13 protein-coding genes are annotated in these 16111 nt (G+C 59.4%); 8 read left to right on the top strand and 5 right to left on the bottom strand.

Features of this window, described 5'->3' with window-relative positions; translation table 11 throughout:
* The first annotated feature begins 65 nt into the window (after window positions 1-65).
* Window positions 66-389, top strand: a complete 324-nt coding sequence (locus NW834_RS10465; RefSeq protein ID WP_414419846.1) for a DUF4359 domain-containing protein — start codon at window positions 66-68, stop codon at window positions 387-389.
* 60 nt (window positions 390-449) lie between these two features.
* Here the strand turns inward: NW834_RS10465 and NW834_RS10460 are convergent, their stop codons facing one another.
* Both NW834_RS10460 and NW834_RS10455 read right to left on the bottom strand, forming a co-directional pair.
* Window positions 450-1571: a methyl-accepting chemotaxis protein gene (locus NW834_RS10460; RefSeq protein WP_414419845.1), complete on the bottom strand. Its 1122-nt coding sequence runs from the start codon at window positions 1569-1571 to the stop codon at window positions 450-452.
* A 282-nt stretch (window positions 1572-1853) separates the two neighbouring features.
* Entirely contained in the window at window positions 1854-3071 is a 1218-nt protein-coding gene (locus tag NW834_RS10455; RefSeq protein ID WP_414419844.1) for an HD domain-containing phosphohydrolase, read from the bottom strand.
* A gap of 215 nt (window positions 3072-3286) precedes the next feature.
* Between NW834_RS10455 and pth the strand changes: the two genes are divergently transcribed.
* Together pth and NW834_RS10445 are read left to right on the top strand one after the other, a co-directional pair.
* Window positions 3287-3961 (top strand): aminoacyl-tRNA hydrolase, encoded by a 675-nt coding sequence (gene pth / locus NW834_RS10450; RefSeq protein WP_414419843.1) that lies wholly within the window; start codon window positions 3287-3289, stop codon window positions 3959-3961.
* Between the two features lie 290 nt (window positions 3962-4251).
* Window positions 4252-5733, top strand: coding sequence for a cation:proton antiporter (locus NW834_RS10445; protein WP_414419842.1), 1482 nt, complete (start codon window positions 4252-4254; stop codon window positions 5731-5733).
* A gap of 1 nt (window position 5734) precedes the next feature.
* Here the strand turns inward: NW834_RS10445 and NW834_RS10440 are convergent, their stop codons facing one another.
* Window positions 5735-6322, bottom strand: coding sequence for an FHA domain-containing protein (locus NW834_RS10440; protein ID WP_414419841.1), 588 nt, complete (start codon window positions 6320-6322; stop codon window positions 5735-5737).
* A gap of 214 nt (window positions 6323-6536) precedes the next feature.
* Here NW834_RS10440 and NW834_RS10435 point away from each other — a divergent pair, with 214 nt between their 5' ends.
* The 4 genes from NW834_RS10435 to NW834_RS10420 all read left to right on the top strand — a co-directional run bounded on the left by NW834_RS10435 (window position 6537) and on the right by NW834_RS10420 (window position 8915).
* Window positions 6537-6761 (top strand): NAD(P)H dehydrogenase subunit NdhS, encoded by a 225-nt coding sequence (locus tag NW834_RS10435; protein ID WP_011432364.1) that lies wholly within the window; start codon window positions 6537-6539, stop codon window positions 6759-6761.
* 34 nt (window positions 6762-6795) lie between these two features.
* Window positions 6796-7539 (top strand): low-complexity tail membrane protein, encoded by a 744-nt coding sequence (locus NW834_RS10430; RefSeq protein ID WP_414419840.1) that lies wholly within the window; start codon window positions 6796-6798, stop codon window positions 7537-7539.
* 128 nt (window positions 7540-7667) lie between these two features.
* Window positions 7668-8462, top strand: coding sequence for a hypothetical protein (locus tag NW834_RS10425; RefSeq protein WP_414344360.1), 795 nt, complete (start codon window positions 7668-7670; stop codon window positions 8460-8462).
* A 195-nt stretch (window positions 8463-8657) separates the two neighbouring features.
* Window positions 8658-8915, top strand: coding sequence for a DUF2949 domain-containing protein (locus tag NW834_RS10420; protein WP_414332300.1), 258 nt, complete (start codon window positions 8658-8660; stop codon window positions 8913-8915).
* Window positions 8916-8978: 63 nt separating this feature from the next.
* Here the strand turns inward: NW834_RS10420 and NW834_RS10415 are convergent, their stop codons facing one another.
* Window positions 8979-12188: an efflux RND transporter permease subunit gene (locus tag NW834_RS10415; protein ID WP_414419839.1), complete on the bottom strand. Its 3210-nt coding sequence runs from the start codon at window positions 12186-12188 to the stop codon at window positions 8979-8981.
* A 61-nt stretch (window positions 12189-12249) separates the two neighbouring features.
* Window positions 12250-13548, bottom strand: a complete 1299-nt coding sequence (locus tag NW834_RS10410; protein WP_414419838.1) for an efflux RND transporter periplasmic adaptor subunit — start codon at window positions 13546-13548, stop codon at window positions 12250-12252.
* 891 nt (window positions 13549-14439) lie between these two features.
* On the opposite strand from NW834_RS10410, the gene NW834_RS10405 reads away from it, so the two are divergent.
* Window positions 14440-15882, top strand: a complete 1443-nt coding sequence (locus NW834_RS10405) for a gamma-aminobutyraldehyde dehydrogenase (protein WP_414344852.1) — start codon at window positions 14440-14442, stop codon at window positions 15880-15882.
* The last annotated feature ends 229 nt before the right edge of the window (window positions 15883-16111 follow it).

Below are 16111 nucleotides of genomic sequence, written 5' to 3'. Positions count from 1 at the left end.
TGCTCAGAGATAGGCAGGATGCGATCGCTTCTTTCCTGAACCATGTTCAGGAGAGTTCAGCGTGAATGTATCAGTACAGAACCCATGCAGGGCAACAACTGGCCGCCTATGCTACGCGAGAATACTGCGCTCAGATCCCGTCTTTCTTGGTCACTTTGATCGAGGAATGTCATGCCCTTGTCCGAGAGCTCCAGCCCGAACTAGAAGCTCTGTTCATGCGCCAAACCCGCCGGCAGAATTTTATCCTTTTCAGCCTCTACACCACCGATTTGTCGTTGCTCAACTTTGGCCCACTGGGGATCTCCTTGCCCACCTACCACTTTGAAACCCTTGCCGTGGCTGGGCAATTTTATACTTATGAGACTCGAGAGGGGAAAGTTGACCCCTAGCCACCATGGCAACCTTAGGGATCAGACAGATCCAAAAGAATCTCAAACCCAAAAGGGAGGCTAGATCTGGGCCTGTTCCAACAGGGTTTGCAGCTCTTCCAGGGCCAACTGGGCCGACTGGGCCTGCTGGTAAAGGGATTGCACCACCTCAGCGCTGCTCTGGGCCGATTGCAGTGTGGATTGGCTCTGGCGCTGGATACGCTCTGCCAAGCTGCGAATACGGTTGCTGGCCTCAGTGGTTCGCCCGGCCAATTTGCGGATCTCCTGGGCAATGGCTCCAAAGCCACCGGCACCACCGCTGCGGTTGGCCTCTACAGCCGCGTTAAAGGAGAGCAGGCGAATGTATCCTGCCACCTCCACGATCAAATCCACGATGGTGTTGATCTCCTTGAGTTCGCGGGATAGCTCCTGGTTGTTGTCGGCAATTTCCTGGAAGAGGGTGCGCACCGCTTCTACCCCAGCAAAGGTGGCGGCAAAGGTGGATTTGCCTCTCTCAGAGAGCACAGAACTGATTTCAATGATGCGGGCGTTGAGGCGAGCCAACTCCTCGGAGCGCTGTTGGGCCCGGCGACGTTCCATGTCTAAGGCCAGGTTTTGGTTGAGGATCTCGGCTTTTTGTCGCTCCAGATCCCGGGCATACTGGAGGCTGCGGTTTTTTTCCTGCTCCAGCTCTGCCAAGATCCTTTTCATCTCTTCCTGCTGCTCCTGTAGCTTGCGCTGGGTGGCCAGATGCACCTGGGCCTGGGCCACCAACAACACCGGCACATCGAGAAGGCGGTAGTCCTGGGATCCCAGTTGAACCACCACGGGGTCATAGATGGTCTCTTCGGGCCGTCGGAAGGCCCGGTCGGCTGCTTGGATGACATCGCAGTCGCCGGGGAGCAAGAGAAAATCCCGGCTATGGAACTCTACCATGGAGCTGATGGGCCGCTTCAAAAACACATCCAGGCCGTAGGGCTTGCTAAGCATCCACTCCAGAATGGCGCGGCGGGTCAACATTCCCCGCACCTGTGACCGCTCGTCCAGCACGATGACTCCTGAAAGGCTGCTGTCATCTTCTAGGCGGCGCACCACGTTCTCACAAGGGGTGGACTCGCTCACCTGAAACTCCACCAAGGCCAAATCGCGCAGCTTGGTGTTGATCGATAGGGTAGGAGTGGGTGGATTTGTCAGGGTAGCCATCACAGGGATCCTCGGCACACGTTGGGTACAGATGGGTTGGATGCCAATGTGTAGAGCAACACAAAAAGTCGGCCCTAAATCGGCCTTTGATGGGGTGATTCCTGCAGAAAATCGACCACCTTCAGTTTGCCCTGGGATCCCATCTCCTGCCCATAGGATTTTGCAGAATTGTGCGGGAAGGATGGCCTGGGATCCCTTCTTTGCGGTTTGCTGGGACGGATCCCTTTGGAGCTGAATGTTCTGGGTTGGTATCTTGGATCCCTGATTGATCTGGAGCTGGATTTAGCGGGTTTCTGGATAGCGGTGGTAGATTTCCAGAATTTCGCTGCGTCCTCGGTTAAAGGCGGCCACCACTTGCGGGTCGAAATGGCTGCCGCTGTTGTCTTCTACAAACTGAAAGACCTCATTCAAAGCCCAGGCTTCTTTGTAGGGGCGACGGCTGGCCAAGGCATCGAATACATCGGCTAAGGCCACAATCCGCCCTTCTAGAGGGATCCCTTCTCCTTTGAGGCCGCGCGGATACCCACTGCCGTCGAACTTCTCGTGGTGGGTAAGGGCGATGATGGCGCTCTTTTGCATCAGCTCGGAGTCGGACTTGCTGAGAATTTCGTAGCCAATCTCAGGGTGGCGGTTCATGATCTGCCGCTCTTCTGGGGTCAGACGCCCCGGCTTTTGCAAGATGGCATCCGGGATCCCGATTTTGCCCACATCGTGCATGGGACTGGCGTAGAAGATCAGCTCTTGCTCATGGCTGGATAGGCCCAAGTGCTTGGCGATGATGCGGGAGTAGTTGCTCATCCGCTTCAGGTGAAAGGAGGTATCTTGATCCCGGTATTCTGCGGCCAGAGACAGACAGAAGATGGTCTCGAAGTGGGCAGATTTGAGCTCTTCCCGCAATTGGACGTTTTGATAGGCAACCGCCGCCTGGGAGGCCAAGGCTTCTGCCACGCTAACTTCCAGCTCAGAAAAAGGTTGGCTCCACTCGGCCACTTGGTCAGGAGCTAGGGGGGTGGGGTGATCCGGCTTTAGGCGGTTCAACAGTTGTAGGGCGCCGAGGATCTTGCCTGAGGGATCCCGCATCGGCACGGTGAGCAAGGAGCGGGTGCGATAGCCGGTTTGCCGATCCACCTGTGGGTTAAAGGCATAGGGCTGATCGGCGGGCAGGTGGTAGACATCTGGCAGATTCAGGCTCTCCCCGGTGAGCACCACATAGCCCACAATGCTGGAAGGGCTGAGGGGCAGGCGCAGATCCCGCAGCTCCTCATGGCGGTTGACCACGAAAAAGCGCAGTTCCTCCCCCTCTCGGACAAAAAGGCTGGCCCCATCACAGTGGGTCAGTTCTCGGGCTTGAGCAACAATCAACTCCAGCAGCCGCTGCAGATCCGTTTCTGAGGAGAGGGCGATCCCCACTTGAATCAGACGCTGGCTGAGGCGCAGGGCATCCGAGGCATCGAATTCGGTTGTGCTGGGGTGAAGACCGAAAGGGGTGGGCAGGCTCATAGCAGGGTTGGTCAGAAGCGTTCACAATGAGCGTTGACAATAAACAATGGCAGAGTCATGGGCGGCGAGCCATTTGCCCCCAGGGATCCTCACCGCTGTCCCGACTCAGTCCGGCTGGGTATCTGACACCTTCGGGGCGACCAGCAGCCCAAAAACACGCCAACACCACTCAAAGCAGCGATGCCTTACTTTAGCTCGAGGAGGCGAGAAACGTTGTGACCCAGGTCAAGCCCAAGGGAACCGATGAGATTTCCCTGCAGCTCGTTGTGGGCCTGGGCAATCCCGGCCCTCAATACGCCAATACCCGCCACAATTGCGGCTTTATGGTGGTGGATCGGCTGGCGCAGCGCTGGGGGATCCCGTTGGTTTTGGAGAAGCGATTCCAAGGTAGCTACGGAGAAGGGTTTGCCCTGGGAGGAAAGCGACGCTTGCTCAAGCCGGAAACCTACATGAACCGTTCCGGCCAATCGGTGCGGGCGGTGCTGGATTGGTACAAGTTAGATCTCGCCTCTGTGCTGGTGGTGTACGACGACATGGACTTGCCGCTGGGTCGTCTGCGCCTGCGGGGATCCGGTTCTGCCGGTGGGCACAACGGCATGAAGTCCATCATTCAGCACTTGGGGAGCGAGGCGTTTCCACGGCTGCGTTTGGGGGTGGGCAAACCCAAGGGCAGCCAAGATGTGGTCGGGCATGTGTTGGGTGGATTCGCCCCTGCAGAACAAGAGGTGCTGGAGCGGGTGTTGGATGTGGCGGTAGAGGCCGTGGAGTGCTGCTTGCAAGAGGGACTGAGGACAGCCATGAACCGCTTTAATCCTCTGGATCTGTCTGGGCCATCGTCCGATTTGGATGGATCCAACCCTGCACCGGGCCATGGCGAGGCTTCCTCCTGAGGAGCAGCTCGTCGTCCACCTGGGTTGTTGGCTCTGAGGGATTTTCCAGGAGCGGGGTGATAAGGGCTTCGTCCCCCTGATGCAAAGGGATGAAGGGCAATACTCCAGATAAGTATCAATTATCTGGAGTATAAGAGTGCCTACCTGGGCGTTGCCAACAGTTCCCAAGGGAGGTTAGCTTCTGTAACAGTCTTCCAGCAGAAGGGCGAAAGGAATGGGAACGGCAGCGTTCCCACCAGGGCCGGCCCGAGACAAAAAGCTGTTCATCATTTGAGGGTGAGATCTTGCTGTTGAACAACCTAGATTCAGTGTTGCTTGCCGTCGAAGCCGCTGCCCCCATTGAAGGAGCTGCCAATCTTTCGCCCCTGATCCTGGTAGCGGTGCTGATGGCTCTAGTGGTCATCTATCTGGCCAGCCGTATCGCCGGAGAAATTGCCGTCCGCCTGAGTTTTCCCCCCGTGTTGGGAGAGCTGCTGGGGGGCGTCGCGGTAGGGGCCTCCGCGCTGGGGTTGTTGGTCTTCCCGGAAGGACAAGTTTCCGGCCAAGAGCTGCACACCTTGGCTCAATCCTCAGCACTGATGCAATTTCTGCAAGCCACTGCCGGACTCGACGAGGGATCCCTGGTACAGGTGTTCTCCTCCCAAAGCCAGATCATCGACATCCTCTCCGAGATCGGGGTGATCATCCTCTTGTTTGAAATCGGCCTCGAGTCGGATCTGGCCGAGCTGTTGCGGGTTGGCCCTCAAGCCGCAGCCGTAGCCATCATCGGCGTTGCTGTGCCCTTCCTGGCCGGAACCCTGGGCTTGCTCTACCTGTTTCATGTGCCCGTTATCCCCGCCATATTTGCCGGCGCTGCCCTCACAGCAACCAGCATCGGCATCACCGCCCGCGTCTTGGCCGAGCTGCAAAAACTCACCTCCCCAGAGGGGCAAGTGATCATTGGTGCCGCCGTCTTGGATGACGTGTTGGGCATCATCATCTTGGCCGTAGTGGCGGGCTTGGCCAAAAACGGAGAAGTCAACCTTTCCGATATCGGCATCATCATCCTCAGTGCCATCCTCTTCTTGGTCGGCTCTATTGTTCTGGGGCGCCTTCTCAGCTCCTACTTTGTGGCCCTTCTCAACAGCCTGAAGACCCGAGGTAACCCCCTTCTGCCCGCCCTTGTGCTGGCCTTTCTGCTGGCTTATGTGGGGCAAATCATTCATCTAGAAGCGATTTTGGGCGCCTTTGCCGCTGGCTTAATCTTGGCCGAAACCGAGAAACGGCAAGAGCTGGAAGAACAGATCAAGCCCATTTCCGACCTACTGGTGCCCATCTTCTTCGTCTGCGTTGGGGCCAAAACCAACCTTGCCGTACTCAACCCCACCCTCCCCGTCAACCGAGAGGGGCTGATCATTGCCGTCTTCTTGATCGGAGTTGCCATTGTGGGCAAGCTAGCAGCGGGCTTGGGGGCCTTTGGCAAGCCGGGCATCAACCGCTACGCCATCGGAGTGGGCATGATTCCCCGGGGTGAGGTGGGCCTGGTGTTTGCCGGTGTGGGGGCCGCCAGTGGGGTTCTCTCCGATGCCCTCGATGTCAGCATCATCGTCATGGTGATTGCCACCACCTTTGTCGCTCCCCTCTGGCTGCGGGGAGTGTTGATTGGGGAAGCCAACTCCCCCTCCCTCCTGGACTTGCAGGCAGAAGCGTCAGAGCAAGAGCGCAAAGGCGGCGCCGACGAGACCGCGTCATCGCTCCCAGACTCAGAACGGGTGGGCATTCCTGAGGGTTAAGTTATCTCAGCTTTCCCCTCAAACGCCCCCAGAGGGTCTGGAACAGCAGCCGCAGCGGATTGCGGCGTTGAGGCTTCACGTCAATTCTCTCCGTCGTCTCCTCTTGGGGCAAAATCGCCTGCATCGAGGGCGGATCAAACCGCTGCAGTGTTGTGGAGCGTCGATCCACCACCTCCGCCTTCACGCTGCGAAAGCTTACAGACTGGAGATACCGCTGAAAATCTTCGTCTGACAACTGGCGAATGCAGTACTGCATCCGCACCTGATTCCCCAACAGGATCTGATCCCCATCCTTGAGATCCCAGCTCAAACATCTCTGCCCATTCACCGAGACGCCGTTGGTGCTGCGCTTGCCCTCGATATTGCCGTCCAGCAGCCGGTAGGTATACTGGCCATCTTTTTGGGGTAGCCGCAGCAGCAGCGCGTGTTGCCGGGAAACCGCCGCCGAATCGATGACAATCGCATTGCTGGGATCCCTGCCGATGGAATAGGTGGCAGCACTGAGGGCCACAGCCCGCCGTCCTTGTTCATCATCGATCACCAACACATGCCAGATTTGGGAGGGGGAAGACTGTGCGCCGGTAGCCATGGTCTGGGGCCTTGAGGGGGAGCTGGGTTGACCGTCGAAGTTGCAGTACAGGCTCCTTTCCCGTTAGCGGGCTGGCAGCCACACCTCAGCCATTGCCCAACCCTCGGCGAACCGCTGTGGGAAGAAGCTCAACGAGGGGGAGACTCGGCAAGAGAGGGGCTTTCCCCCATAATAGTAAGGCAGAGCTTCTGCAAAAAAAGAGGATAGCTGAAACGTGAACACGACTCCAACCCCAACCCTCCTCGAAGCCCTTCCCCCGATCTACCCCGGCGTTGCCGTGCGGGTCATCAACCCCAACGACACCTACTACTGCTTTGAGGGCCAGGTACAGCGGGTTACCGACAACCATGCCGCTGTCCTCTTTGAAGGCGGCAACTGGGACAAATTAGTCACCTTCCGCCTCACAGAATTGGAAGTGGTGGACAAATCCCGCCCCTAGCCCTGCTCTCCCCTGTCCCTTTTGGCATCTCCCCATGCGCAGCCATTGGCAGGAACCTTTCCTCTGGATCCATGCCGCCGGCATCCTCCTCTTCCCCTTGTGGGTGGGGCTGACCCTGATCGGGCTGGCCACAGGGGATCCCCTCCTGCCGGTGGGGGCGGAGCAGGCTTGGGTGGCCGTGGTGGGCATTGGGCCGGTCTTTGCTATGCAGTGGCGCAAACCGTTTGACATCTTTAGCGTGTGGGTGGCTTCTGTCCCCCCAGAAGAACTCACCCTCGAGCAGCGCCGCATCTTGGCCGCCTTCCTCAGCCCCGAACATAAGATTTTGACGCTGTTGGCGGCAATCCTGATGCTGGAAGTCGGTGAGCGCCTCTACGACTTTGCCCCCCTCTTTGCCCCGCTCACCCCTGGCAACGGCACCCGTCTGGCAGGCCTAGCCATAGCTGCCTTTGGATTTTGGGGATCCAACCTATTCTTGCAGATCCCCATTGCAACGATACGGGTACTCCTCCTCAGCGAGCCGGAGCTGGCCCAAATGGATCCCGTCCCCGTCGAGGAGATTGAAAGCCGCTTCTCCGTCATCGGCAATCGCTGCAGCCCACTCCTGCAACGGCTGTTGCGCCGCATCTCCGGCCAAGATTCAGAAGGCACCTCGAAAGACCAAAAAGACAAGGTTAAAAACAGAGCGACAGAAAACCCCCAGCCGGAATCCGAGAAGCGGGATCCCTCTGGGGAAGTTGCCATGCCGGCCCCTGAAACTCCCCCCGATCCCACCTAAGGCAAGCTTCCGCAAAAGCTGTAGCTCAATGTTAGATTGGAAGCAATCCAAGTAGATTGGAAGCAATCCAAGCCCTGTGAAATCCAACCATCGGCATTCCCCTGATCTTCGAGGCTACCGCACCGGCAATGGCGAGCAACTTTTCTTTCCGCTTCAAGCAATTTACCCAACGCCTCAGAGAAACCACCCAACTTCCCCAGTTTTTCACCGATCAAGCCACCAGTGAAACCCAAAACCTCGCTCGGGAGTTGGCTTTGGTTGGGGAATACGCCACTCAGCTTAGCCAAGTGGTGATGGAGGTGGACTTTCTCAACCAGCTCTACACCCGTCTTTTGAACGAGCGGGAAGTGTTGCAGCAGGAAAAAGATCACTTGGAAGCCCGGGTCTTTGAGTTGCAGCAGGAACGCAACGAGACGGAGCCCCAGGTGATGTATTTGCGAGAGCAGCTCAGCCAGGCCAGCTTTCAACTGGAACAAACTCAAAACCGGGAACGCAGCCTTAGCGAGCGAGAACGACAGTTGTCGGAAATTGTAGCCCAACTGGAGCGACGGCGGGCTGTACTCAACCAAGCCATCGAAAACCTCACCAATCAAGAGGCCGATTACACCGTTCGCACCAAAGAACTGGAGGCGGTCGTCCGGGAAAACGAAAAGAAAGCCAAGCAGTACCTGGAAGCTGCCAACCACTACCGCGCCTACCTGGAAGAGCTCAATGCGCAAGTGCAAGAAACGCAAGCCAAGCTGAGAAGCCTTGGTGTCGAGCCCAAGCCCGCCGACCTGCCTCGACTTGAGGATCTGGAAAAACCCACCCCCATCCCAACGCCACCCCCTGCCTACACGCCTCCTCTCCCCCAACAGCCCCCCCCATCCCAGCAGAGTGGCTATTGGTCAGATAGTCCCTTCGACGACGACCCCTGGGGATAGACCGTCCTGCCAGGATCTATAAGCCAGCTTTGCGACAAAGCTCAGTGCTCTCTGCCCGAACTGGCCTTGGGGATGCCTGGGCGCTCACGTACCCTGGAAGAAACCTGTTGCAAGGGATCCGCAGGATCTCCACTGGGGATCCGGAGCCTCGAGATTCAATATTCAATTCGATGGGTTTCCTGCCCAGCCAAACCTATGGAACCGACCCTGCCGGATTTACAGGCCCTCAGCCAATGGGATCGACAGTTCTGCCAGTTTGCTGCCCAGCAGCAGCTCCTCAAGCCCAAACAACTGGCTTTGGCCCTGAAGATCCAACGGCAGCAGCACGGCCCTCTAGCCTTGATCCTCTGGCAGTTGGGCTTTGTGGGCCTGCAACACCTGGCTCAGTTCTGGGAAAAAATGCCCGGCGGAGCCGAGCTCGAACTGCTCGAGGACAGGGCCTGCGGTGGATGAAAGGTGCCCCCTTCCCCCACTCGCTTTTCCGCCAGAAGAGAAGAAGCAAGCAGATCCCTCTTGCTACCCAACGCTGTCGCCACCAGGCAGCACCTCTTTGGGATCCTCCGGTGGGGGCAGATGCGCCAGATCCACAGGCGAAGGGGATCCCCCCAAAATTCGCACCTGGATCCCCTTGATCACGACATAGAGCACCGGCACCACCAGCAAACTGAGCATTGTCGAGACGAACATGCCGCCGATCACCGCCGTGCCCAGAGACTGACGGCTGGCGGCCCCGGCCCCGCTGGCCACTGCCAGCGGGAAAATGCCAAGTATGGTGCTCAGGGCGGTCATCAGAATGGCGCGGAAGCGCGTCTCGGCTGCTTGGGTGGCAGCTTTGAGCAGTGGGATCCCTTGGGCAACCAACTGGTTGGCAAACTCCACAATCAAGATGGAGTTTTTGCTGGCCAGCCCGATCAACATCACCAACCCGACTTGGCAGAAGACGTCGTTGGTCAAGCCCCGCAGCAGTTGCGCCAAAAGAGCCCCAAGAACCGCCAGCGGCACCGCCAACAAAATGATCAAGGGATCCACATAGCTCTCAAATTGCGCCGCCAGCACCAGGAAGACGAACACCGAGCCCAAAGCAAAGATCAGCGGCGCCTGTCCTCCCGACTCGATTTCTTCCAGCGACAGGCCCGACCACTCGAAGCCAAACCCCTGCGGCAACAACTGGGCGGCTAGAGTTTCCATAGCCCGAATCGCTTGCCCTGAGCTAAAGCCCGGCAGGGCGCTGCCCTGAATTTCCACCGAGCGGAAGAGGTTGAAGTGGTTGATGATGGCCGGGCTGGTGGTCTCCTCCACCTGAACCAGGGTGCTCAACGGCAAGAGCTGCCCCTGCCCACCCCGCACGTAGAACTGGCCGATGCTTTCCGGGTTACCTCGGAATGCTTGATCCGCCTGCACATAGACCCGGTAGTTGCGGTTGAACAGGTCGAAATCATTGACGTAGGTGCCCCCCAGCAGCGTCTGCAGCGTGCCGAAGACATCCAACAGAGGGATCCCCAACAACTGGGCCATCTCCCGATCCACCTGTACTTCTAGCTGCGGCGAATTGGCGTTGAAGGTGGGCGGGTTAATCCGCAAGCCCAAGGGGGGTTGGCCCGGCGGGGGCGGCGAGTTGCCTACAAAAAACAGGGTGTTGGCCGTCTGCTCCAAGAGGTTGAAATCGTTCACCCCCCGATCCTGAAGCTGGAAAGTAAACCCGCCCGCAACCCCCAAATTGGGAATGGCCGGCGGCAGGATCGGGATCACCAATGCGCGGCTGATCCCGCCCAAAAAAGGCCCAAATAGCCGGTTGACAATCGCTTGCGCCGATTGCTCCGGTTGCCGCCGCTCTTCCCAGGGCTTGAGGGTGGCAAAGATCAGCCCATTCCCCGGCGAGGGCCCGGTAAAGCTGAACCCCCCCACGATCACCCGATTTTCGATCTCAGGGATCCCCTCCAAAATAGCGGCGGCCTGCCGGATCACCCTGTCGGTATAGTTGAGGGAAACCCCCGGCGGCCCCTGGACAATGGTGATGAAAAAGCCCTGATCCTCATCCGGCACAAACCCCGTCGGCACAATTTGGAACAGCCAGTAGGTGAGGCCCAAACAGGCAATAAACCCCGTCACCACCAACAGCCGCAGCTTCACCACCAGCTCCAGCAGGCGGCAGTAGGCCGCTCGGATCCCTTCCACGGCGCGGTCAAACCAGCGCAGCAGCCAAAACATCTGCTCTGAGCGGGGGCGAATTAGCAGCGCCGACAAAGCCGGAGCCAAGGTAATGGCATTAAACGTGGACAGCGAAACCGACACGGCAATGGTGACGGCAAACTGCTGGTAGATGCGACCGCTGGTGCCAGGAAAGAAAGCAACAGGCACAAATAGCCCCAGCAGCACCAGCGTCGTGGCGATCACCGCCCCCAACACCTCGTTCATCCCCGCCGAGGCCCCCTGCAGAGGCCGCATGCCGCGGTCGCGGATGTAGCGGGAGATATTCTCCACCACCACAATGGTGTCGTCCACCACCAAGCCAGTGGCCAGGGTGAGGCCGAACAGAGTCAAAGTGTTGATGGAAAAGCCAAACAGGCGCACAAAGGCGAAGGTCCCCAGCAGCGCCACCGGAATTGTAACGGTGGGAATGAGGGTGACGCGCCAATCTTGCAAAAAGATGAACAGTACCAGCACCACCAGGGCAATAGCCTGCAGCAGGGTAAAAATCACCTCCTGCACCGACTCGGTAATGAACAGGGTGGCGTCGAAAGGGATCTCGTAGATCAAGCCGGGCGGAAAACTCTCCGCCAGCTGCGCCAACGTCTGCCGCACCTGCCGCGACACCTCTAGGGCGTTGGCATCCGGTTGTTGGGTGATGGCGATCCCCACCGCCTCCTGCCCCCCGATGCGGAAGAACGTATCGTAGCTTTGGGCCCCCAGCTCTACCCGGCCCACATCGGCAATGCGCACCAAGCTGCCATCGGCGTTGGCCTTGAGAACGATCTGGGCGAACTCCTCCGGCTGCGACAGCCGCCCCGTGGCCTGGACGCTGATCTGAAACTCCTGATCCGGGGGGCTGGGCTGGCCGCCAATTTGGCCGGCGGGCACCTGGATATTCTGCTGGCGCACTGCGTTTACCACATCCAGAGCTGTCAGACCATAGCTGGCCAGCCGCGTCGGATCCAGCCAGATGCGCATGGCATAGGTGCGCTCCCCGAAAATGATGACATCGCTGACGCCGCGGATGCGCCGCAAAGCATCCCGCACAAACAGCTCCGCGTAGTTGCTCAAAAACAGCTCGTCGTATTCCCCCGCCTCTGAGCGCAGCGCCAACACCAGCACAAAGGCGCTGTCGCCGGCCTTTTCCACGCTGATGCCGTTTTGGATCACCTCCGCCGGCAGCCGGCCCTGGGCCCGCGCCACCCGGTTCTGCACATCCACAGCCGCCGTGTCCAGATCCCGATCCGGGCTGAAGGTAACGGTGATCTGGCTGGTGCCGTTGCTGCTGCTCACCGAGGCGATAGACCGTATACCCTCGACGCCGTTGATCTCCTGCTCCAGCACATTGGTTACCGCCGTCTCCACCGTCTCGGCGTCGGCCCCAGGATAAACAGCAGTCACCCTCACCGCTGGCGGCGCCACCTGTGGGTAGTAGTCCACCGGCAGTAGGGGAATGCTCACCGCCCCCACCAGCACGATCAGGATGGAGCAGACGCTGGCAAAAACAGGGCGGCGAATGAAAAAGTCAACAAACATAGTCCAGCGCAGTGAGGAGTGAAAGGGGATAGCTGAGTTGGGAAACCGCCGGAGAGAGGACCTAGGGCGGGGATCCAGGAGGTCTCCCTCCCCCTTGTGGCTGCATCCTCTGCTGAAAAAGCACCTCATCGACAATCGGGGCGCCATCGCGGATTTTCTGCAGGCCGCTCAGCACAATTGGCTCATTGGCCTCCAAACCCTCCAGCACCTCATAGCTGTTTCCGTAGATGGATCCCAGCTGCACCGGCCTTTGCACCGCCACCGCCCCCGGGGGCATGCCCTCTGCTGGCGGCTCCGTTGTCTGCACCGTGTAGACAAAGGTTTGCGCCCCCAAGCGGGCCACCGCCGTCACCGGCACCAGCAAGGCCGGCCGCTCCTCCCAGATGACCCGAGTCCGCACAAACTGGGCCGAGCGCAACTGGCCGGCAGGGTTCTCCAGAAGAGCCTTGGCCAGCACCGATTGCGTGGCGGCGTTGGCTTCGGGAGCAATGAAAGAGATTTGGCTGCTGCCGATCACCTCGCCGCGGCTATCCAGGATCTGCACCGGCGTGCCAATGCGCAGCTGGGGGGCCCGCTGCAACGGGATGTTGAGGTTGAGCTCCAGCGCCTGGGTTTGGGTCAAGGTGGTCAAAACCGTCTGAGGCGTCACGTAGTCCCCTTGCCGCACCAAAACATCCCCCACAATGCCGGCAAAGGGAGCTGTAACCTGGAAAAACTGCAGTTGCACCTGTTGCCGCTCCGCCTCGGCCTGGGCTCGCTGCACCTCCCGCTCTGCCCGCAAGATCGCGGCCTCCTGAGCGCGGATCTGCTCCTGTTGCGCCGCCAAAGCCGCCTCCGCCTGGCGCAGGTCGCGGCTGGATTGATCCGCTTGCGCCTGGCTGATGGCCCCCTCGGCCAAGAGGCGCAGGTTGCGCTCGTGCTGCTCCCGGGCAAACTCCGCCGCTGCCTCCAGCCGCAGCCGATCCGCCCGCAACTGGCTGAGCACGGCCCGGCCGCTCTCCAGGTTGGCTTGGGCTGCGGCAATCCCCGCCGTTTGGCCGGCCACCGCTGCCTGTTGCTGCCGGCTGTCGATCTTAAAGAGAGGGGCTCCGGCAGCCACCTGGGATCCCAGCTGCACGAACACCTGGGTCACCTGTCCACTGACCTGAGGGCGGATACTGGCCACCTGCTGGGATCCGAGGCTGGCCATGAACTCTGAAGTCTCTTCGATTTGCTGTTCCTCTACCCTGCCGACGGCCACTGGTGTGGGTTGGCCTTCTCCGCCCCCTTCACCCCCCATGCTGCGAGGTGGCCCGCCGGGCCGGCAAGCAGCTACCAAGAGAGAAAGGCACAACAGCGGCAGAGCTGTTCGCAGTTGCATCGTGAACCTGCCTCCCTAACGGCTATCCCAACAGAGGGATCCCACCTCTGCATTGACTCAATCAACCAGGGTACTGAGACTGTGCCCTGCTGCGCCTGTGCAAAAGCGCTGGCCATCCTTCCCAATCCAGAGCTAGGGTGGATGCGTGACATCCTCCCGGCGCTCGTCCTGTGGACAGAGCGCGGGCCACCCTTCCCGTCAGCAGGACGGAGTCCTTACCTCGCGGTCGGGCATTCCTGCCCCACGCCACTTGTCTGGGTCTACAACCCCCGACAGACCGACTGAACAGGCAGTTTCCCTTCCCCAGCCTCCCTGGCTACTGCCAGCTTGCAAAACAAGTCTAATCCACAGGGAACGGTGCATCGGCAGGCAGGATGGACTCCTGCACCCAGGAACCCCTGTCCACCGGCCAAGAGCAAGATGCTATCCACTCGTTGATTTCCGGCAAAGTGTAGTTGTATACGTCCTGGCCAATCTCCAGCCACGCCAACAGCAAGGCCTCCGTCCCGCTGACGCGAGCGGCTTGTTGGCAGGCATCTGGATCAATCCGGTGCTTGTAGGTTACACCAGCATAAGTAGGTTTTGCTACAGATTTCGCTCAGAGGTATGGCGGGGATCCCTGTATCCCGGTGCTCACCCTGCGGGTAGAGTGCAGGACTGATTGCCCCTGCACCTCCGTTAGTTAGCAGATGCGGGATCCTCACCAGTGCGCCGTTGGCCACAGTCTACGGCCCGCTTTGCGAATAGCCGTTTGGGCCATCCCAATCCCAAAGGATCCCATCTCTGCACCCCAAAGTTGCCAAAGTTGAATGAAGCTTATGATTCAAGCCGAGCCAAAAAGATTCGGCACAATGGGGAGAGCCATTTCACCAAGCTGTTGAGGACATCGCTATGGCCTACAAACTCTGGATCGACGGCCAATGGGTCGATAGCCAAGGGGGGGGGTTGATGACCATCGAGAACCCGGCCACCGGCGAGAAACTGGCAGAGGTGGTGGATGCCAGCCCTGCCGATGTGGATCGGGCGGTGCAGGCCGCCCAAACAGCCTTCTACGATGGCCGTTGGTCGAAACTCACCCCCGGCGAGCGATCCCTGGCCCTCTGGAAATTGGCAGATCTGATCGAGGCTCGTGCCCCAGAACTGGCTCGTGTGGAATCGGAAAACACCGGCAAGCCCTACGAGTTCCTCAGCTTAGGGGGAGATTTGCCGTTTGCGGTGGATAATCTGCGTTTCTTCGCCGCTGCCGCCCGCGACATCCATGGCTTTAGCGCCGGGGAATATGCCAAGGGCTACACCTCCCTCTTTCGCAAAGAGCCGGTGGGGGTGTGCGCTCAAATTACCCCCTGGAACTATCCGCTGATGATGGCCGTCTGGAAGATCGGCCCCGCCCTGGCCGCCGGCTGTACGGTGGTGCTCAAGCCCGCTCCTGCCACCCCCCTGACCACCCTGATGCTGGGAGAACTGATCGCCGAGGCTGGGATCCCGCCCGGGGTAGTCAATATCGTTACCGGAGGCAATGCCACCGGCCAAGCCCTGGTGGAGCACCCCCAGGTGCGCATGGTCAGCCTTACCGGCTCCACCGCCACCGGCAAGCAGGTGATGCGGACAGCGGCAGATACCCTGAAGCGGGTGCATTTGGAACTGGGGGGCAAAGCGCCGTTTATCGTCTTCGAGGATGCGGACGTAGAGACCGTTGCTGCCAAGGCCACATTTGCTGCCACCGTCAATACCGGCCAAGACTGTACGGCAGCCACCCGCGTCTATGTGCACGAGAGCAAGCTGGCGCAGGCGCAAGAGGCCATTGTAGAAGCCATGCGCAAAGTAACGGTGGGATCCCCTTTCGAGGCGGGAGTGGAGATGGGGCCTTTGGTCTCAGCAGCCCAGCGGGAGCGGGTGATGGGATTTGTGGAGCGGGCCAAAGCAGAGGGAGCCAAGGTGCTGACCGGCGGTCGGATCCCTTCCCAGCTTGCCCAGGGCTACTACTATGAACCCACGGTGATTGCCAATGTCGATCAAAAAGCGGAGATCGTACAGAGTGAGGTTTTTGGGCCGGTTCTCACGCTCGGCTCGTTTCGCGAAGAAGCGGAAGCGCTACGCTTGGGCAATGACGTCCTATACGGGCTGGCGGCTTCTGTGTGGACTCAAGACATCGGACGAGCGATGAGGTTGGCCGCCGATCTGGAGTTCGGCACCGTCTGGATCAACGACCATATTCCCATTGCCTCTGAGGCCCCCCATGGCGGCTTTAAGCAATCGGGATTTGGCAAAGATCTCTCGGCAGAAGCGGTGCGCGACTACCAAATCACCAAACACGTGATGATTGCAACCCGCTGAAGTGATGCCCATTTTGAACAGAAGATGACCACCAAACAGCGGCGGCTCACCAGGGGTATTCCCAGTCGCCGTAGGCCATTGGTGGCCTTGATTCCGACCTACCCCTTCCCCTTGGGAGAGGGCTTGGGGAACTGTCTGGAGCCGGTTTGGAACCTGATACATTCACGCTGAACTCTCCTGAACATGGTTCAGGAAAGAAGCGATCGCATCCTGCCTATCTCTGAGCAGG

The organism is Synechococcus sp. R60.1 (assembly GCF_047461835.1).
In the GTDB taxonomy this organism is placed as follows: domain Bacteria; phylum Cyanobacteriota; class Cyanobacteriia; order Thermostichales; family Thermostichaceae; genus Thermostichus.
This window is presented reverse-complemented; position numbering and strand designations above follow the sequence as displayed.